This window comes from Sulfitobacter dubius, assembly GCF_900113435.1.
GTDB classification, from domain to species: domain Bacteria; phylum Pseudomonadota; class Alphaproteobacteria; order Rhodobacterales; family Rhodobacteraceae; genus Sulfitobacter; species Sulfitobacter dubius.
This window is the reverse complement of sequence record NZ_FOPG01000003.1, coordinates 143,081-161,384: the sequence shown is the minus strand read 5'-3', so window position 1 is coordinate 161,384 and position 18,304 is coordinate 143,081. Positions and strand designations below refer to the sequence as shown.

Annotated in this window: 16 protein-coding genes; 4 read left to right on the top strand and 12 right to left on the bottom strand. The window is 60.5% G+C overall.

Going from position 1 to position 18,304, the window contains the following annotated elements:
* Positions 1 to 268 precede the first annotated feature (268 nt).
* Positions 269 to 2,050, top strand: a complete 1,782-nt coding sequence (locus BM229_RS13200) for a sensor histidine kinase (RefSeq protein ID WP_093928609.1) — start codon at positions 269 to 271, stop codon at positions 2,048 to 2,050.
* Positions 2,051 to 2,065: 15 nt separating this feature from the next.
* Here BM229_RS13200 and BM229_RS13195 read toward each other — a convergent pair whose 3' ends face one another.
* The 3 genes from BM229_RS13195 to BM229_RS18250 all read right to left on the bottom strand — a co-directional run bounded on the left by BM229_RS13195 (position 2,066) and on the right by BM229_RS18250 (position 4,167).
* Positions 2,066 to 2,773: an SDR family oxidoreductase gene (locus BM229_RS13195; RefSeq protein ID WP_093928119.1), complete on the bottom strand. Its 708-nt coding sequence runs from the start codon at positions 2,771 to 2,773 to the stop codon at positions 2,066 to 2,068.
* Between the two features lie 64 nt (positions 2,774 to 2,837).
* On the bottom strand, positions 2,838 to 3,557 hold the full coding sequence (locus BM229_RS13190; protein WP_093928118.1) for a helix-turn-helix transcriptional regulator: 720 nt from the start codon (positions 3,555 to 3,557) through the stop codon (positions 2,838 to 2,840).
* 430 nt (positions 3,558 to 3,987) lie between these two features.
* Complete coding sequence (locus BM229_RS18250; protein WP_167360260.1) at positions 3,988 to 4,167, bottom strand: hypothetical protein; 180 nt, start codon at positions 4,165 to 4,167, stop codon at positions 3,988 to 3,990.
* A gap of 5 nt (positions 4,168 to 4,172) precedes the next feature.
* Between BM229_RS18250 and BM229_RS13180 the strand changes: the two genes are divergently transcribed.
* From BM229_RS13180 to arsJ, 3 genes are read left to right on the top strand one after another with little or no spacing between them, the layout of a single operon-like run.
* Positions 4,173 to 5,021, top strand: a complete 849-nt coding sequence (locus tag BM229_RS13180; RefSeq protein WP_093928116.1) for an arsenate reductase/protein-tyrosine-phosphatase family protein — start codon at positions 4,173 to 4,175, stop codon at positions 5,019 to 5,021.
* Positions 5,018 to 6,016 (top strand): ArsJ-associated glyceraldehyde-3-phosphate dehydrogenase, encoded by a 999-nt coding sequence (locus tag BM229_RS13175; RefSeq protein ID WP_093928115.1) that lies wholly within the window; start codon positions 5,018 to 5,020, stop codon positions 6,014 to 6,016. The genes BM229_RS13180 and BM229_RS13175 overlap by 4 nt, the downstream gene beginning before the upstream one ends.
* On the top strand, positions 6,013 to 7,275 hold the full coding sequence (arsJ, locus tag BM229_RS13170; RefSeq protein WP_093928114.1) for an organoarsenical effux MFS transporter ArsJ: 1,263 nt from the start codon (positions 6,013 to 6,015) through the stop codon (positions 7,273 to 7,275). Before BM229_RS13175 ends, arsJ begins: the two co-directional genes overlap by 4 nt.
* 3 nt (positions 7,276 to 7,278) lie before the next feature.
* Here the strand turns inward: arsJ and BM229_RS13165 are convergent, their stop codons facing one another.
* From BM229_RS13165 to zwf, 9 genes are all read right to left on the bottom strand, one after another.
* The gene (locus BM229_RS13165) at positions 7,279 to 8,784 is read right to left on the bottom strand and encodes a mannitol dehydrogenase family protein (RefSeq protein ID WP_093928113.1); all 1,506 of its coding nucleotides are present in this window, start codon (positions 8,782 to 8,784) and stop codon (positions 7,279 to 7,281) included.
* A 72-nt stretch (positions 8,785 to 8,856) separates the two neighbouring features.
* Complete coding sequence (locus tag BM229_RS13160) at positions 8,857 to 9,861, bottom strand: ABC transporter ATP-binding protein (protein WP_093928112.1); 1,005 nt, start codon at positions 9,859 to 9,861, stop codon at positions 8,857 to 8,859.
* Between the two features lie 15 nt (positions 9,862 to 9,876).
* Positions 9,877 to 10,707, bottom strand: coding sequence for a carbohydrate ABC transporter permease (locus BM229_RS13155; RefSeq protein ID WP_093928111.1), 831 nt, complete (start codon positions 10,705 to 10,707; stop codon positions 9,877 to 9,879).
* Between the two features lie 12 nt (positions 10,708 to 10,719).
* Positions 10,720 to 11,586: a carbohydrate ABC transporter permease gene (locus BM229_RS13150; protein ID WP_093928110.1), complete on the bottom strand. Its 867-nt coding sequence runs from the start codon at positions 11,584 to 11,586 to the stop codon at positions 10,720 to 10,722.
* A gap of 118 nt (positions 11,587 to 11,704) precedes the next feature.
* Complete coding sequence (locus BM229_RS13145; protein ID WP_093928109.1) at positions 11,705 to 13,009, bottom strand: ABC transporter substrate-binding protein; 1,305 nt, start codon at positions 13,007 to 13,009, stop codon at positions 11,705 to 11,707.
* A gap of 115 nt (positions 13,010 to 13,124) precedes the next feature.
* On the bottom strand, positions 13,125 to 14,156 hold the full coding sequence (locus BM229_RS13140) for a LacI family DNA-binding transcriptional regulator (RefSeq protein ID WP_093928108.1): 1,032 nt from the start codon (positions 14,154 to 14,156) through the stop codon (positions 13,125 to 13,127).
* Positions 14,157 to 14,299: 143 nt separating this feature from the next.
* Complete coding sequence (eda, locus tag BM229_RS13135; protein ID WP_093928107.1) at positions 14,300 to 14,953, bottom strand: bifunctional 4-hydroxy-2-oxoglutarate aldolase/2-dehydro-3-deoxy-phosphogluconate aldolase; 654 nt, start codon at positions 14,951 to 14,953, stop codon at positions 14,300 to 14,302.
* A gap of 3 nt (positions 14,954 to 14,956) precedes the next feature.
* Positions 14,957 to 16,765 carry a phosphogluconate dehydratase gene (edd, locus tag BM229_RS13130; RefSeq protein WP_093928106.1) on the bottom strand — a complete coding sequence of 603 codons (1,809 nt, stop codon included), beginning with the start codon at positions 16,763 to 16,765 and terminating at the stop codon, positions 14,957 to 14,959.
* Positions 16,762 to 18,225: a glucose-6-phosphate dehydrogenase gene (zwf, locus tag BM229_RS13125; protein WP_093928105.1), complete on the bottom strand. Its 1,464-nt coding sequence runs from the start codon at positions 18,223 to 18,225 to the stop codon at positions 16,762 to 16,764. Before zwf ends, edd begins: the two co-directional genes overlap by 4 nt.
* Positions 18,226 to 18,304: the final 79 nt, after the last annotated feature.

Here is an 18,304-nt window from a genome sequence, read left to right as displayed (position 1 = left end):
AAGCCCTCATAGGCTTGAGTTGCCGCAACACCGGAAACTCTTGCGCCCCTCCTCAAGAATGTCGCGAATGCCCGCGTCCAACCGTCCTGTAAGGACGTCACCGCAGCCTAATCCCGCGCCAACCCCTTGATTCACATCCAAGGGTTGCATTGCTCTGCCACAATACGGCACTAGAATGCCAAACTTGTGCCGCATTTTCATGCTGATCTGCGCACATTGTATTTAGCTTACAGGTGTTTTCGCCATGCTAACGTGTTTTCAAGGTCTGATGCTTGACCCGGTCTACTGGACCGTGCTCGCCGTTAGCTTGATCGCTGCAGCAGTCGCGCTTTGGACGCTTAAGTTCCAAAAATTCCAAGCCAAGGTCTACTATGCGCTGACATTCGTCGGCATGATCTGGACCCTAATGATGGTTGGAGCCGAAGCCGCAACAACACCCTATCAATGCCAAATGCGGCAAGCGCAATTGGCTTGGTTGGGCCATGGTTTAGTTCCGGTCGCATGGTCATTCTTTATCTTCGACTATGTCGGTCCTTCGAACCGCGCGCGGGGACGGCTGAGCCTTTTGGCCCTGATCGCTATACCGCTGGGTGCATTTGGCCTCGCGGCGACGAATGACTGGCATCATCTGGTCTATACGGCAGAAACGGCGATCCCGCCGGATGGGGATCAGATCACGTTTTTGCATGGACCGGGATATTTCCTGATCCTAGCCGTGCTTTACTGCTTTGTCATGGCGACCTTGGTCTGGCTGGGCCGCGCATTTTCCCGGGCAAAGCGGGCCGCTTGGCCATTGTTGACGATGCTGCTGGCCATCACGCTCACCCCATTGGCAGCAAACGCGGCCTATGCCTTCTTTGGTTTCACGGTGTTGGGGCTGGACCCGACGTCCTTCATGTTCACCTTGGGGATATTAGCCTTCTCGTGGCTGCTGGTGACGAACAAGACCATGGACATGCCCTCGGTCGGACAATCGACACTGTTTGACACGATGAGCGAGCCGCTGATCCTGCTTGATGCGCGGCGCCATATTGTCCGCTCGAACGCGGCGGCGAAACGCAGCGGGCTATTGTCTGAACCGGAATTCGCGACGGACCTAATCGCCGGAATCGAAGCGCAGATTAACGACGCCGGTGCGCCCCATATCGCCTGCAATGAACGCCTCTATGAGCCGCGCGTTCACCCCATCGAAAACCCACTCGCCCCCGCTGGCCCGGGCATCGGATGGAGTGTTACTTTTGTCGATGTAACCGAACAGATCGCCACCACAAGAGCGCTTGAGCAAGCCTTGAAAGAAGCCGATGAAGCCAACCGCGCCAAGGACGAATTCATCTCTGTCGTCAGCCATGAACTGCGCACGCCGCTGACCTCGTTGAAGGGGGGATTGGCATTGGCGCTGAGCGGGAAGTTGGGCGAGGTCAAAGGGCCGCTGCGGTCGTCCTTGGATATCGCCCATCGCAACGGGGTGCGGCTGTCACGGCTGGTGGACAATATCCTATTGGTGCAGAAACTTGAGGTACAGGCGTTGTCGCTTGAATGGCTGCCCGTCGATCTACCTGCCCTGCTGAAAGAGAGCATTGAGGAAAACCGCATGTACGCCCATGAGCGCGGCGTGCGGCTTGATATCGGCGAACTGGGCCAGCCCGCCGTGGTCTTGGGCGATGCCTTTGCCATCCGGCAAGTGGTCGATAATCTGGTTTCCAATGCAGTGAAGTTCTCGAATGTGGGCGCCACTGTTGAGGGTACGTTGACCACGAATAATGGCCGCGTGCGGATCTCTATCACTGACAAGGGGCGCGGCATTCCTGAGGGGATGGAAGAACGGGTCTTTGGCCGCTTTGGGCAGCTTGATGACGACGGTCAAAAATCAACTCAAGGGTCCGGACTTGGGCTGCATATCTCTCGCCAACTGGCGCGGCAGATGGCGGGAGACCTATTTTACGAAAGCGAAGTCGGCGTCGGATCAACCTTTCATGTAGAGTTTGGCCTTGGGGCCGCAAGCAACCCCACGCCCCAAGGTGACGAAAACACGCTGCAGCAAACGGCCTGACGGCCCCTGCCCCGCCTACAGTTCAATACGGATGTCGTGAATCCACAGTTTCGGCGGGCGTGACAGGACAAAGACCACCACATCGGCCAGATCATCCGGCTCAGTAAAAATGTGGTTCGGCACATCCTCACCCGCTTTGGCGAACATGCCGGTATTGGTGCCTGACTGATAAAGCCCGCCAACCCGCACACCGGTGCCCTCCTCATCTGCCTTTAGCACTTCGGTAAAGCCACGCACGCCGTATTTCGTGGCCGTGTAGACCGACTGTCCCGCCTGCGCCACGACACCGGATTTTGACACGACATTCAGAATAATCGCCTCATCATTGTCGCGCAGCGCGGGCAGCGTGGCATGCGTCATCTGCATCAACCCCGTCAAATTGGTCTGGACCGTGGCTTGCAGCATTTCGGGCGCGATCGTGTCGAGCGGGCCTGCCTTGTGCCAAATCCCCGCGTTGTTGATCAGGATATCGAGCCCGCCAAAGCGCGCCACCACCTCTGAGGCGGTTCGGGCAATAGCAGACGGGTCTTGCAGATCGCACACCAGCCCTACCGCATCCGGCGCGCCTGCGGCTTTGCAGGCATCGGCAACAGATTGCAGCCGAACCTCATCGCGGCCCAGAATGGCCAGCCGCGCACCAGTCTCTGCCAGTTTGAGGCAAATGTGCCGCCCAATCCCGTCGCTGCCGCCGGTAACCAAAATACGTTTGTCGCGCAGTTCCATATTGCTCTCCTATGCTGTCGGCGGCTTACCGCGAAGGGCGGTTTGATGCAAAGACACGCTGCGGTCAGATCGTAATGATCTGCGCCCGGATCGCCTTGGCGACCGCATGGGTTTTATTGGTCACGTCCAGTTTGGCGCAGGCGTTATAGAGGTGGTGATTCACGGTGCTGTTGGACACAGTCATTACCTGTGCCGTCTCCCACGCGGTTTTGCCCACCGCCGCCCATTTCAGCACTTCTTTCTCGCGATTGCTTAGCCTCGGTGCGGGCTGCCCCTTGCCGATACTGGCCACCATATCGCTTTGAATCAGGCAGCCCAGATAGATAGCATCGGCAATGATCCCGCGCTTGTATTTGCGCCATTCGTGAATCCGCAGGTCAGAGTTCAACGTCAGCACCGCCTTGCCATGCGCATGGTCCCGAATGGGAATCGACACACCATTCTGGCGCACGCCAAACTCCATTGCCTCCCCGAAAAAGTTGCGCGTGGTCCGGTCGACCTTTGGCAATTCGCTCCAATCTACGGGCAAGGTGCCCTCAAGCGATTTGTCGACCACCGGGTCAATCAGATGGTAGCTTTCCTCTTGGTAGCGCGTCAGCCAAGCGGGATCATAGGTCGAGTGAATAACTGGATCACTCCCGCCCGAAGTGGTTTTGTGAAACCCCAGATAGGACAGGTTATTCAGCCCCATATCCTGCGCCAGGACCTGCAATATTTCAGCAGGCTTGATATCTGGTCGTTGCTCTTTCAAAGCGAGGTAGCGGTCGGAAAGCGGGGTCACCATAGGGCGGCGTTCAAAAGCTCATGTGTTTAAATACTGAGCAATATTTTAAGGCACCTCAACCAGTGAGGGAACATGGCCCACGGCGAATGATTTCTCGGTATAGGGGAATCTGACCAAAACGTTGCATTTTTGCCCCGGTGACCAAAGGTCAAGCTCAAGGACGCCCGGCCGATGATCGGCCCCTTCCCCAGCACCCTGCAGGGCATAAAGCGACCCCCGCCAGAAAACCGATACACCCCTTACAAAAACACAGTCGTCCAACACAGCGGACAGGGGCGCGGCTTCCTCAAGCGAGGGCCGGAACAGAGCCAAATGGCAGACCCTGTCAAAAGGTCGCGTCAGCCGTAGCACGCAGGTCTTATGTGGCTTCCATTCAAGGCAGCCACAAACCCGAATAACAAGATTCGCGCATCAGAACCCCAAGCACTTGTTATAGTTTGATTAAATTTTTCGCATATCTTGACTGATCGCGGCGGGTCGCATTTGTAAAGCTGGTAAAAATTATAGGGTCCGGTAAATCGACGCCACGCCCCAGCGTTACGCCCACTATGCCGAACATCCCCGTTACAAAAACTTCACTTGCAAAATTGCGACTAATTCCATAATTCATGAATTATGGAACAAGTGATCCCCAATCGCCTTGCCACCCTTGGCCACCCACAGCGGCTCGCGCTGTTTCGGCTGCTCATGCGCCGCTATCCCGACCGCGTTCCCGCAACCGAATTGGCACAGGCGCTTGGGCTGAAACCCAACACCCTCTCAACCTATGTCGGCGCGCTTATGCAGGTTGGTTTGGTCACTCAGGAACGTGTCGGGACCTCCCTGCGCTATGCGGTTGATCTGACTGCCGCCCGTGACACGATCAACTATCTACTGATCGACTGCTGCCGTGGACGGCCCGAGATTTGCACCCCCAACACCACCCCCTCCATACATGGAAATGCTCTCATGACTGACAGAAAATTCAATGTCCTGTTCATCTGCACCGGCAATTCTGCCCGTTCGATCTTTGCCGAAAGCATCTTACGCGATCTCGCTGAGGACCGTTTCAATGTGTATTCCGCAGGCACCCGGCCGCAGTCACAATTGAACCCCTTCGCGGTGGAAGTCCTTAAGCAGAAGGGCCATGACGTATCGCAACTGCGCTCAAAAAACGTGTCAGAATTCCAAGCCGAGGATGCCCCGGCGTTCGATTTTGTGTTTACCGTCTGCAATCAGGCGGCCAACGAAGAATGCCCCACATGGCCGGGCCAGCCGATTACCGCGCATTGGGGCCTGCCCGATCCGGTCAAGGTCGAAGGATCCGACGCCGAAAAGAGCCTCGCCTTCCAGCAGGCCTATGGCACCCTGCGCAACCGAATGTTGGGCTTTACCAGCCTACCGCTGACCTCGCTCGACCGTATTTCGCTGCAAAAAGCGCTCGATGACGCGGGCCAAACCGACAAAGAAGGATTCTCCGCATGACCGTCTATGCCATCAACGGCCTTGGCCGCATCGGCAAGCTCGCCTTGAAGCCCCTGCTGGATCAGGGCGCAGAAATCGCTTGGATCAACGACGCGGTGGGCGACCCAGAGATGCATGCCCATTTGCTGGAGTTCGACACGGTGCACGGGCGTTGGCAGGCGGATTTCGCCCATGATGCCGACAGCGTAACGATCAACGGCACCCACCTGCCTTTCATCGGCACGCGCGACCTCAGCGCGCTGCCGCTCGACGGGGTGGATGTGGTGATCGACTGTACCGGGGCCTTCAAAACCGAGGCCAAACTCGCCCCCTATTTCGATGCAAGGGTGAAGAAGGTGGTGATCTCGGCCCCGGTGAAAGACGGCGATGCGGCGAATATCGTCTACGGCGTCAACGATGACGTCTATGATCCCGCACGGCACCGGATCGTCACGGCGGCAAGCTGCACGACCAATTGCCTCGCCCCGGTGGTGAAGGTCATCCATGAGGCGCTGCGGATCAAACATGGCTCCATCACCACGATCCACGATGTGACCAACACGCAAACCATCGTCGACCGCCCCGCCAAAGACCTGCGCCGCGCGCGTTCGGCCCTGAACTCCCTGATCCCGACGACCACCGGCAGCGCCACGGCGATCACGCTTATCTACCCCGAACTCAAAGGCCGCTTGAACGGTCACGCGGTGCGGGTGCCGCTGCTGAACGCCTCGCTGACCGACTGCGTGTTTGAGGTAGAGCGCGAAACGACGGTGGAAGAGGTAAACGCCCTGTTCAAAGCCGCCGCTGAAGGGGAATTGAAAGATATCCTAGGCTATGAGGAGCGCCCGCTCGTCTCGACCGATTACACCAATGACACGCGGTCCAGCATCGTCGATGCGCCCTCCACCATGGTGGTGAATGGGACACAGGTGAAAATCTATGCGTGGTACGACAATGAGATGGGCTATGCGCACCGTTTGGTCGATGTGGCGCTGATGGTCGGGGCAAGCCTGTGAGCCAGGGCGCGACCCGCCCTGAGGGGCTATCGGCCTATATCGCGGTCACGGCGGCCTATTGGGCCTTCATGCTGACCGATGGCGCGTTGCGCATGTTGGTGTTGCTGCATTTCCACCGGCTCGGTTTTTCGCCGGTGCAACTGGCCTATCTCTTTGTGCTGTATGAGATCGCGGGCGTTGTCACCAACCTCTGCGCGGGCTGGATCGCGGCGCGCTTCGGGCTGGCCTCGACGCTCTATGCGGGGCTGGGATTGCAGATCGTGGCGCTGCTGGCACTGGCGCAGCTTGATCCGTCTTGGGCGGTTGGCGCCTCGGTCGTTTTCGTCATGCTGGTGCAGGGGGCCAGCGGCGTGGCCAAGGATCTGGCCAAGATGTCGTCGAAATCCGCCGTTAAGCTGCTGGCGCCGGCTGAGGATGGCGGGTTGTTCCGCTGGGTCGCGTTGCTGACCGGCTCCAAGAACATGGTTAAGGGTCTGGGCTTTCTGCTCGGCGCGGCGTTGCTGGCGACGCTAGGCTTCGTCTGGGCGGTGCTCGGCATGGCGGCGATCCTTGCGCTGATCCTGATCGCCGTGCTGACCGCCATGCCGCCCGGCCTGCCCAAAGGGCGCAAGGGGGCGAAGTTCTCCGAAGTCTTCTCTAAATCCGCCAATGTGAACTGGCTGAGCGCGGCGCGGGTGTTTCTCTTCGGCGCGCGGGATGTTTGGTTTGTGGTGGGCATCCCGATCTATTTCTACGCGGTCCTCTCGGACGGCACGGAGGAAAGCAACCGCGCGGCCTTTTTCATGATCGGCACATTCATGGCGGTCTGGGTGATCCTCTACGGGCTGGTGCAAATCTACGCCCCGCGCCTGCTCCGCGCGAAGTCCCGCCCGGCGGAGGATCTGATCTCAGCCGCGAAGGGATGGGCATGGTCGCTCGCCGCCGTGCCTGCGGCGCTGACGCTGGCGGCGCTCTTCAGCGACGGGCCGCAGGGCTGGCTCACCGTGACGCTTGTGATCGGCCTTTTGGCCTTTGGCGCGATCTTTGCTGTGAACTCGTCACTGCACTCCTACCTCATCCTGTCCTTCACAAAGGCCGAGCGGGTGACGATGGATGTCGGGTTCTACTACATGGCCAATGCCGCTGGGCGGCTCTTGGGCACGCTGCTGTCGGGGCTGAGCTATCAGATCGGCGGTCTGCCCCTGATGCTGGGGGCGGCGGCGATCCTGGTGGCCCTGTCGGCGCTGCTGGTCGGGTTCTTGAAACCCGACCAAGGCTGACCGTTAGCTTGCTTTGCTGGCGCGGCCATTGCTCTCATCGACCTGCGTATAGGCATTCATCGCCGCGACGGCCCCCTCATCCCAAATGAGCGAGAGCCAAGCAACAAAAGCGTCGCGGAACGCTTCTGCCTGCGCCAGATCGCCATAAAGACGGTCTTGCGCCAACCATGCCTTGGGCCGCGTCCGCGCGGCCTGCGCCGCCTCTTTCAAAGCCTCCCAGATCGGATCATTCGCCACGATCTCGCTGCCATCCTCCCGCGTGCCCGCACACATTCGCGCCCAAAGCGCCTCAACCAAGGCCAAACCACTGACTGAACGCCCCGCTGCGAGTTGATCCCGCAGGATCGGCAGGACGAACCCGGTGTGCCGCGCCGAGCCGTCAAAGGCGACACGGCGGGTGGTGTCGACGATGCGCGGGTTCGAGAAACGCTGTTCGATCAGCTCAAGATAGGCCAGCGGCGTCATACCGGGCACCGGGGCGACCGTCTGGGTGATCTCTTCGGCCTGCACGCGGTGGAACATCGCGCGGATCGCCGGATGCGCCATGGTGGCGGAAATCGTTTCGATCCCCAGCACCTCACCGACATTGGCTAAGACCTGATGGCCCGCGTTGAGGATACGGATCTTCATCTTTTCATAGGCATGCACATCGTCCGAGAAGGTCGCTCCCACCTGATCCCAATCCGGGCGGCCTGCGCAGAAGTCGTCTTCGATCACCCATTGGCGGAAGGCTTCATGGGTGACGGGGGCGGCGTCGTTCACGCCAAACTCCCGCGCCTGCGCGATCTCGGCGGGGCCGGTGGCCGGGGCGATGCAGTCGACCATGGAGTTGGGGAAACTGGCGTTTGCCTCGATCCAATCGGCCAACGCCGGATCGGACATGCGCGCCAGCGACACGACCGCTTGGCGCAGGATATCGCCATTGCCTTGCAGGTTATCACAGCTCAGCCCCGTGAACGGCCCCTGCCCCGCATCGCGGCGCAGCCGCAGGGCCGCGACAATGGCCCCAAAGGCGGTGCGCGGAGTGTCAGGGTTCGCCGCGTCATGGACGATATCGGCGTGAGCCGCGTCGAACCCCTTGCTGACGGGGTCGATGTAATAGCCGCTTTCCGTAACCGTCAGCCCGACGATGCGAATGGCCGGGTCGGCCATGGCGCGGATCAGGGCGCCGTTGCCTTCCTCGATCGGCAGGTAGTCGATCATGGAGCCCACAACCTCGGCCGAGGTTTGCGCGGGGTCGAGTTCGATCAGCGTCGTCAAGCAGTCCTGCGCCAAGAGCTTCTCGCGCATCGCCGCATCATAGGGGCGCACCCCCGCACCAAGGATCGCCCAGTCATGCGCATGGCCGTTCTGCATCAAACGGTGCAGATACCACGCCTGATGCGCGCGGTGGAAGTTGCCGACGCCGATATGCACGATGCCGGGGGTCAGGGCGCTGCGGTCATAGGTGGGCCGCGCGATATCAAGATCGCCCAGCGTCGCGTTCGAGAGGTCTACCAAATTATCCATGATCCACATCCTTGTAGGGCCGCGCACCGGGGAGAGGGTGCGAGGGTCGGCCTGTCATTCCTGTCGCTTGCATCACTCGACCCGAAGGCCCTGCGCATCGAACCGGTGCAGCTTGTCCGCCTGCGGGGTGAGGAAAATCCGGTCGCCATGTTTGACCGACAACTCCCCATCCACACGCACGGTCATCGGGTCACAGCCCGCGACACCGTGGATGTGTAGGAAGGTGTCAGAGCCCAGATGCTCGGCCACACCGATGGTGCCTTCCCAAGCGCCCTCGGTGGTGGAGACGTCGAAATGCTCGGGGCGGATGCCGATCGTCGGCGCGCCGCGGGCTTCGGCTTCGGGCCCTTTGATGAGGTTCATCTTGGGCGAGCCGATGAAACCCGCAACGAATTCGTTGCGCGGCTTGTAGTAAAGCTCAAGCGGGGTGCCGACCTGTTCGATATAGCCCGCGCGCAGCACGACGATTTTGTCGGCCATGGTCATCGCTTCGACTTGATCGTGGGTGACGTAGATCATCGTTGTCGCCAGCCGCTTGTGAAGCTCGCTGATCTCAAGACGCATCCCCACCCGCAGCGCGGCGTCAAGGTTCGACAGCGGCTCATCGAACAGGAACGCCGAAGGCTCCCGCACAATGGCACGGCCAATAGCGACCCGCTGGCGCTGACCGCCAGACAGTTGGCCCGGACGGCGATCAAGGTAGTCGGTCAGGTTCAGCGCTTTGGCAGCCGCTTCGATCCGGCGCTGCTGTTCCTCCGCCGGAACGCCCGCCATCTTCATCGGAAAGGCGATGTTCTTGCGCACCGACATATGCGGATAAAGCGCGTAGGATTGGAACACCATCGCCAGACCGCGTTTCGCGGGCGGCACATGGGTCGCATCGGTGCCGTCGATGTCGATATGGCCCGAGGTGATATCCTCCAACCCCGCGATCAGCCGTAGCAGTGTCGATTTCCCGCAACCCGAGGGGCCGACAAAGACCGTGAACTCGCCATCTTCGATGGTCAGATCAAGGGGCGGAATGACTTCCACATCGCCGAAGCTTTTGGAAACCTGATTGAGTTTAATTTGTCCCATGTGACTGTCCCTTGCTTACTTGACTGCGCCGAAAGTCAGGCCGCTGACGAGTTGTTTCTGGCTGAACCAGCCGAGGATGAGGATTGGCGCGATGGCCATGGTGGAGGCCGCGCTGAGCTTGGCGTAGAAAAGGCCTTCGGGGCTGGAATAGCTCGCGATGAAGGCCGTGAGCGGTGCCGCTTTGGCCGCGGTGAGGTTGAGTGTCCAGAAGGCTTCGTTCCATGCGAGGATGAAGTTCAGCAGCAAGGTGGAGGCAATGCCGGGGATCGCCATGGGCGTGAGGACATAAAGCACCTCTTCACGCAGGCTTGCCCCATCCATCCGTGCCGCTTCCAAGATCTCGCCGGGGATTTCGCGGAAGTAGGTGTAAAGCATCCAGACGATGATCGGCAGGTTGATGAGCATCAGGATGATGACCAAAGCGATCTTGCTGTCGAGCACGCCGAACTGGATGCAGAGCAGGTAGATCGGATAGAGCACACCGACCGCGGGCAGCATCTTGGTCGAGAGCATCCAGAGCAGGATATCCTTGGTCCGTTTGCCGGGCACAAAGGCCATCGACCATGCGGCGGGCACCGCGATCAGGATGCCAAGGACGGTCGAGCCCCCGGCGATGATGATCGAGTTCCACAAGAACCGCCCGTAGTTCGACCGTTCCAGAACCGCCTCGTAGTTCGCCAGCGTCCAATTAAAGCCGAGGAAGATCGGCGGATCGGCAATGGCCTGTGCTTCGGTCTTGAAGCTGGTGAGGATGGTCCAAAGGATGGGGAAGAAGATCAAGAAACCGATGCCCCATGCGAGGGCCGTGTTGACGATCTTGCGTTGTCTGGTGACTGCGCGTGCCATGATGTCTCCTCCTCAGGCGTCCAGGTTCTTGCCGACGATGCGCATCAGGAAGATGGCAACGATATTGGCGAGAATGATTGCATAGACACCGCCTGCCGATCCGAGGCCGATGTTCTGGCTTTCCAGCACCCGCTGGAAGATGAGATAGGTCAGTGTTTTGGTCCCAAAGGCACCGCCCGTGGTCACGAAAATCTCCGCAAAGATCGACAGCAGAAAGATCGTCTGGATCAAGATCACCACGGTGATCGCGCGGCCCAGATGCGGCAGGGTGATATAGGCGAAACGTTTGGTGGCGGGGGCGCCGTCCATCTCGGCGGCGTCAAGCTGCTCGCGGTCGAGCGACTGGATCGCGGTCAGAAGGATCAGCGTCGCAAAGGGCAGCCACTGCCATGACACGATGATTACGATTGACGACAGCGAGGCTTGGCTCATCCATTGCACCGGGGTCGCGCCGAAAAACTCCCACAGATGCGCGAAGAGACCATAGTTCGGGTCCATGAACATGTTCTTCCACACCAGCGCCGAAACGGTGGGCATAACAAAGAAGGGCGCGATGACGAGGATGCGGACAAAGCCCTGCCCCCACATCGGCTGGTTCAGAAGGATGGCGAGCAAGATGCCCAAGCCCACCGTGATCGCCAGCACACCGCCGACGATAATCAGCGTGGTCATCACCGAGGGCCAGAAGGCGCTTGAGGTGACGAAACGCACGTAGTTGTCAAACCCCACCCAGCCCAGATCACCGCCGCGCATCGGCAGGTATTTCTTGAAGGAAAAATAGAGCGTCATGGTCAGCGGGATGAGCATCCATCCAAGGAGCAAGACCACCGCAGGGGCCATCATCAGGCGTGCCGCTGATCGGGAATGTTGGGTAGCCATCGGGCACATCTCCTCTGCAGGCGGCGGATGCCGCGTTTAGGTGAAGGGTATCATATCAGGTGGTGGGGCGAAAAAGGGCGGCGGTGTCCGCCGCCCTTTGTGCCGGAGAAGCGGCGGCTTAGCGGTAGCCAGCAGCTTCCATTGCGTCGTTGGTCAGGTCCTGTGCCTTCTCAAGTGCCTCTTCGACGGTCTGCTGACCGGCATAGGCGGCAGAGAACTCTTGGCTCACGTCGGTCGCGATGCCTGCAAACTCTGGGATCGCGGCGAACTGAACACCGACGTAAGGCGTCGGATCGACGGTGGAGTTCTCAGGATCGGCCGAGAGGATCGAGTCGAGCGTCATCTGTGCGAAGGGCACTTTCTGGTACTCGGGGTTCTCATAGAGCGACTTGCGCGCGCCGGGAGGAACGTTGGCCCAACCTTCGTTCTCGGCAACCAGCTCGATGTAGTCTTTCGAGGTGGCCCATTCGATGAACTCTTTCGCGGCATCTTCTTTCTGAGTGCCCGCCGGGATTGCCAGCGCCCATGCCCAGAGCCAGTTGGAGCGTTTGCCAAGACCTGTGTCCGGTGCCAGCGCAAAACCAACCTTGTCGGCCACGGTGGAATCATCGGCATTGGTCACGAAGGACGCCGCCACAGTGGCGTCGATCCACATGCCGCATTTGCCCTGCTGGAACAGCGAGAGGTTCTCGTTGAACCCGTTGGAGGCATAGCCCGCAGGGCCGCTTTCATCCATCAGGTCTTTGTAGAAGTTGATCGTGTTGGCCCAAGCCTCGGTGTCGAACTGGGCGTTCCAGTCTTCGTCGAACCAGCGTGCGCCAAAGGAGTTGGACATCGCCGTGATCAGCGCGCCGCCCTCGCCCCAACCGGCCTTGCCGCGCAGGCAGATGCCGTTGATGTCGTTCTCACGATCGGTCATGGCGGCCGCGGCTTCGCGGATGAATTCCCAAGTCGGGTCTTTCGGCATTTCCATGCCGGCTTTTTCCATAAGATCTGTGCGGTACATGATCATGGAGCTTTCGCCATAGAACGGTGCGGCGTAGAGCGTGCCTTCGTGGCTCAGACCGCCGGCCATCGCGGGTAGGATATCGTCCGCGTCGTATTCTTCGCTGAGGTTGTCCAGCGGCACCAGCCAGCCGTTCGCGCCCCAAATCGGCGTCTCGTACATGCCGATGGTCATGATGTCGAAAGAACCGCCCTTGGTCGAGATGTCGGTGGTGACGCGCTGGCGCAGCACGTTCTCTTCCAACGTGACCCACTCCACTTCGTGGCCGGTCTCTTCGGTGAATTTGTCGGTGTAGCCTTGCATCCGGATCATGTCGCCGTTGTTCACGGTGGCGATGGTGATCGTCTCAGCAAAAGCGCCGCCGCCCATGACCAAAGACAGGGCCGTCGCAGCGTGCAATGATTTATTCGAGAACATCAATAGTTCCTCCCTCTACAGATGATGGAACGAGACTAACGGCCCACATAACGCGCAGTCAAATTAAATTTTACGCGCGATAACTATTTTCTGAGCAACTTGCGAACTCAATGACTTAGGCCGAGGCGCGCATCACCAATTTGCCATCGAACACGGTCTCTTCGCGTTCGGTCAGTCTGGTTTCGCTTTCGATAATGCGGAACAAAGTGCTCGCCGCGCGATTCGCGATGGCGCCATAATCCTGTGCGATGGTGGTCAGCGGCGGACAGGTGTAGCGCGAGAACGGGTGGTCGTCCTGCCCCGCGATCCGCATGACGCAATCTTTACCGTGACCGACCCGCACACCCAGTTCATAAGCAGCCGAGAGCATCCCAATCGCCAGACGGTCGTTTGAGCACAGAACCGTGTCCGTCTCGAATGCCCCAGCTGAGATCAACCGCCCGCCTTCGGTTGCGCCGATCTCTTCAAAGTTCCATCCCTCGCCCGGCACCTGATGGATCTTCGGGGCAAAGCCGTGACGTTCCATCGCTTCCAGATAGGCTTGGCGGCGCTTGTTGGCGTTCGGGTTGCTGGGAGTCTTCATCTCAAAGAAACAAGGCGGTTCGCCACTGCGGCAGAGGTATTCGACGATCAACTCCACACTTTGGAAGTTATCTGTACCCACGAAGGCCTCACACACCCCTTCAACATTCGCATCAAAGGTCACGACCGGCACGTCTTTGCAAAAACGCTCAATCGCCCCTCGGTCCGAGGCCTTGCCGAAAGGTGCCAAAAGCACGCCCGCAGGCTTCAGCGCCCGAAGCGAGTCGAGATTGGCCCGCTCCTGCGCTGGCTTACCGTGTGAACTAAGCAGGATAGGGCTATAGCCTGCCGCCAGACAGGCCAGTTCCACCTCACGACCAATCTCAGAAAAGAACGGGTCCGCAAGGTTGGGCACTACCACGCCGATGTTGCGGGTTTTGCGGCGGTTTTGGTTCACCGCATAGACGTTGGGGCGGTAGTCATACTGACTAAGGGCCGCTTCGATCCGCTCCCGGGTAGAGCGGCGCACGCTGTCGGCATCGTTAAAGTATTTTGACAGCGTGGGCCGAGAAATGCCACTGACAGCGGCGAACTCTTCCATATTGCGGATCTTTTGCTGGCCCATCTTAACCCTCCCTTGACGAAACGCATCGCGCGTAAACTCAAGTCAATATAGAGACAAGTTCGGTCAGCCAGCAAGGGTCTGATGGTGTTGGGCTTTCCTCGGCATTTTCAACCTCGGCGGAAAGCCTTCGGTCCGAATGGAAATCAGCCTTTTTGCCCGGATTGCGCTGCTGCACGTGCCAGCGCTTCGATCCCTGCCCAATCCTGCGCGTCGATCAGCTTTTTCGGGGCCACCCAACTGCCGCCCGCGCAAAGCACATTGGGCAGGCTCAGGTAGCTTTCCACATTACCGGGGCTGACGCCGCCTGTCGGGCAGAAGGTGATCTGCGGCAACGGCGCGCCGATGGCTTTGAGTGCGGGTGCCCCGCCAGAAGCTTCGGCGGGGAAGAATTTCAGCATGTCATAGCCACGTTCCAACAGACGCATCGCTTCGCTCGCTGTGGCAGCGCCGGGCAGTAGCGGCAGGTCTTCTTCCTCGCAGGCGGCGATCAGCGCGTCTGTGGCACCGGGCGAGACGCCAAAGGTCGCCCCCGCCCGTTTCGCCGCGCGCACGTCTTCGGGGGTGATCAGCGTTCCCGCGCCCACATGCCCGCCCGTGACTTCGGCCATGGCCGCAATCGCGTCGAGTGCGGCAGGCGTGCGCAGGGTCACTTCCAACGCAGGCAGCCCCCCGGCGACCAGCGCCTCGGCCAATGGCCGGGCGTGTGCGACGTCTTCGATCACCAGAACAGGCACGATTGGGGCGAGCGCGCAGATTTCACGCGTGCGACGGCTGGCGTCTTTTGCGGTAAGAGTCATGGATCAGCCTCCAAAAATGGTTGCGCCGGTGGTAGCAGAACCGACTGTGTCGCGGAACATGGCAAACAACTCGCGCCCCGTCCCGGCATGGTAAGCAGAAAGATCAGCGGTGACGTTGGGACGGTCGTCGAACCCTTCGGCCAGCACGTCAAGCGTACCGGCCACCGCGTCAACCCGCAGCATATCGCCATCCTGCACCCGCGCGATGGGGCCGCCGTCGACAGCCTCGGGGCTGACATGGATCGCCGCGGGCACCTTGCCCGACGCCCCCGACATGCGCCCATCAGTGACCAGCGCCACTTTCTGACCGCGCCCCTGAAGGATCGACAGAAGCGGCGTCAGGCTGTGCAACTCGGGCATGCCATTGGCCTTTGGCCCTTGGAAACGGACGACAACGATCACATCGTCGGTCAACTCGCCCGCCTTAAACGCTGCCTTCACCTCATTCTGATCCGCAAATACCCGCGCCGGAGCCTCGACGATGTGATGTTCGGGCGCCACGGCAGAGACCTTCATACAGGCGGTGCCGAGCGATCCGGCCATGCGCCGCAACCCGCCAGTGGGCTGGAAGGGATCGCTGGCGGGGCGGAGGATCTTCTCGTTCAGGCTTTCGCCCGCGCCCTTCTCCCAAACCAAGCCATCGGCCTTTAGCTTTGGCTCGGAGGTGTAATGCTCCAACCCCTGCCCGGCGACGGTATGGGTGTCGGGGTGCAGATGGCCGGATTTCAGCAATTCACCGATCATATAGCCAAGACCGCCCGCCGCGTGGAAATGGTTCACATCGGCCAGACCGTTGGGATAGACCCGCGCCAGCAGCGGCGTGATGTCGGAGATGTCCGAGAAATCCTCCCAATCCAGAATGATCCCACCGACCCGCGCCATGGCGATAAGGTGGATCAGCAGATTGGTCGACCCGCCCGTGGCATTGAGCCCGACGATGCCATTCACAAAGGCCTTTTCATCCAGAACCGAGGCGACGGGGGTATAATCATTGCCCAGAGCGCTCAGCGCCAGCGCCCGTTTCGCGCCCTCTTGGGTCAGCGCATCGCGCAGCAATCCATTCGGCGGCACGAAGCTCGCCCCCGGCAGGTGCAGCCCCATGAACTCCATCAACATCTGGTTGGTGTTGGCGGTGCCGTAGAATGTGCAGGTGCCCGGCCCGTGATAGGCGGCCATCTCGGCGGCCATCAGCGCGTCGCGCCCGACTTCGCCCGCGGCGAACTGCTGGCGCACCTTGGCCTTCTCATCATTCGACAGCCCGCTTTCCATTGGCCCGGCGGGCAGGAAGACGGCTGGCAGATGCCCGAACGCCTGCGCCGCGATGACCAGCCCCGGCACGATCTTGTCGCAGACCCCAAGGAAAACCGCCGCGTCAAAGGTGTTGTGGCTGAGTGCCACCGACGCCGCCAAGGCGATCACGTCGCGGGAGAAAAGCGACAGTTCCATCCCCGCCTCGCCTTGGGTCACCCCGTCGCACATGGCAGGCACCCCGCCCGCCACCTGCGCGGTGCCGCCCGCCGCACGCACGGCCTCGCGGATCAGTTCGGGGTAACGCTCAAACGGCTGATGCGCCGAGAGCATGTCGTTATAGGTGGTCACGATCCCGAGGTTGCCTGCGCTGGTGGTCGCCAGCCGTTCCTTGTCTGCGCCAGAGGCGGCATAGGCATGGGCTTGCCCACTACAGGACAGATGCGCGCGGGCTGGTCCCTTGGCGCGGGCGGCTTCCATTCGGTCGAGATAGGGGCGCCGGGTCGCCTCACTGCGGGCGATGATACGGTCGGTGACGCGGTCAATCGTGGAATGCAGGGTCATTGGTCGTCCTTTCGTGTGATCTCGCGCCAGCGGCGGCCGTCGCGGTGCATCAGCATCAGTGCTTCTTCGGGGCCTGAGCTGCCGGGGTCATAGGAGTACGGGGGTTGCCGGGTCTCTTCCCAGCCGTGAATGATGGGATCGGCCCAAGCCCAAGCGGCTTCGACTTCGTCCCCGCGCATGAACAGCGTCTGATCGCCACGGATCACGTCCATGATTAGCCGCTCATAGGCGTCTTGCGGAGTGGCCTGTTCGCCCAAAGCGTCGGCAAAGGTCATATCCAGCGACACTTCAGCCAGACGCATGCCGCCGGGGCCGGGGTCTTTGATCGTGTTGCGCAGGGTGATGCCTTCGTCCGGTTGCAAGCGGATGATCAGGGCGTTGCCCTTATGGCCCTCCATCGCCGGGAAGATCATATGCGGCGGGTCGCGGAAGATCACCGCGATCTCGGAACTGCGCCCGCGCAGCTTTTTGCCCGTGCGCAGATAGAAGGGCGTGCCCGCCCACCGCCAATTGGCAATTTTGACCTTCATGGCGACGAAGCTTTCGGTGCGGCTGTCGGGGTCGCCCGCATGATCACAGTAGCTGCCCTCGCCCTGCGCGGCGCGGTATTGGCCGCGGGCGATGTCCTTCTGGACCACTGGTTCCAACGCCTCGATCACCTTCACCTTCTCATCGCGCACGGCATTGGGGTCAAAACGCGAGGGCGGCTCCATCGCCGTCAGGCACAAAAGCTGCATCAGGTGGTTCTGCACCATGTCGCGCATGGCACCGGATTTATCGTAATACTCCCCCCGCCCTTCGACGCCGAGGCTCTCGGAAACGGTGATCTGCACATGGTCGATATGGGTGGAATTCCACAGAGGCTCCCAGAGCGCATTGGCAAAGCGCAGCGCCATGAGGTTCTGCACCGTCTCTTTGCCGAGATAGTGGTCGATGCGGTAAATCTGGCTCTCATCGAAATTGGCGCGCAGGTCGGCGTTCAGCGCCTGCGCGGTTGCCAGATCATGGCCAAAGGGTTTTTCGACGACGATGCGGCTGTCGGATGTGGCGATGCCATGGTCATGCAGCTTGCCGCCGATCTTACCGAAGAGCGACGGCGAGACCGAGAGGTAGAACGCCCGCACGACATCATCGCGCATCAGGTCTTTGAGGTCCGCCCAGCCCGCATCGCCCGCCGCATCCACACGCATGTAGTGCACCATGGCAAGGAACTGCTCCAAGGCGGCGCTCTCTTGCGCCAGCTTCGGGGCAAACTCCAAAAGGCTGTCGCGGATCATCTTGCGAAAGGCATCAGCATCAAGCTCGGAGCGGGCCGCCCCAACGATCCGTGCGCCTTCGGGCATCTGGCCGACGGTGAAACGGTGGAACAGACCGGGCAGGATCTTGCGCCGAGCAAGGTCGCCGGTCGCGCCGAAAATGACGAGGTCGAAAGGATCAACGGGGATTACGCGCGATACCATGGGGTCAGCCCTCCTGCCTGCGTTGATGCGCGGCGGCACCATGTTTTCGATTGCTCAAAGCCATCGCCATCCCTCCTGC

Excerpts from the sequence above, each read along its gene's own strand:
- BM229_RS13200 (WP_093928609.1), top strand. The coding sequence starts at position 269 with ATGCTTGACCCGGTCTACTGGACCGTGCTCGCCGTTAGCTTGATCGCT.
- BM229_RS13195 (WP_093928119.1), bottom strand. The coding sequence starts at position 2,773 with ATGGAACTGCGCGACAAACGTATTTTGGTTACCGGCGGCAGCGACGGG.
- BM229_RS13190 (WP_093928118.1), bottom strand. The coding sequence starts at position 3,557 with ATGGTGACCCCGCTTTCCGACCGCTACCTCGCTTTGAAAGAGCAACGA.
- BM229_RS18250 (WP_167360260.1), bottom strand. The coding sequence starts at position 4,167 with ATGAATTATGGAATTAGTCGCAATTTTGCAAGTGAAGTTTTTGTAACG.
- BM229_RS13180 (WP_093928116.1), top strand. The coding sequence starts at position 4,173 with ATGGAACAAGTGATCCCCAATCGCCTTGCCACCCTTGGCCACCCACAG.
- BM229_RS13175 (WP_093928115.1), top strand. The coding sequence starts at position 5,018 with ATGACCGTCTATGCCATCAACGGCCTTGGCCGCATCGGCAAGCTCGCC.
- BM229_RS13165 (WP_093928113.1), bottom strand. The coding sequence starts at position 8,784 with ATGGATAATTTGGTAGACCTCTCGAACGCGACGCTGGGCGATCTTGAT.
- BM229_RS13160 (WP_093928112.1), bottom strand. The coding sequence starts at position 9,861 with ATGGGACAAATTAAACTCAATCAGGTTTCCAAAAGCTTCGGCGATGTG.
- BM229_RS13155 (WP_093928111.1), bottom strand. The coding sequence starts at position 10,707 with ATGGCACGCGCAGTCACCAGACAACGCAAGATCGTCAACACGGCCCTC.
- BM229_RS13150 (WP_093928110.1), bottom strand. The coding sequence starts at position 11,586 with ATGGCTACCCAACATTCCCGATCAGCGGCACGCCTGATGATGGCCCCT.
- BM229_RS13145 (WP_093928109.1), bottom strand. The coding sequence starts at position 13,009 with ATGTTCTCGAATAAATCATTGCACGCTGCGACGGCCCTGTCTTTGGTC.
- BM229_RS13140 (WP_093928108.1), bottom strand. The coding sequence starts at position 14,156 with ATGGGCCAGCAAAAGATCCGCAATATGGAAGAGTTCGCCGCTGTCAGT.
- eda (WP_093928107.1), bottom strand. The coding sequence starts at position 14,953 with ATGACTCTTACCGCAAAAGACGCCAGCCGTCGCACGCGTGAAATCTGC.
- edd (WP_093928106.1), bottom strand. The coding sequence starts at position 16,765 with ATGACCCTGCATTCCACGATTGACCGCGTCACCGACCGTATCATCGCC.
- zwf (WP_093928105.1), bottom strand. The coding sequence starts at position 18,225 with ATGGTATCGCGCGTAATCCCCGTTGATCCTTTCGACCTCGTCATTTTC.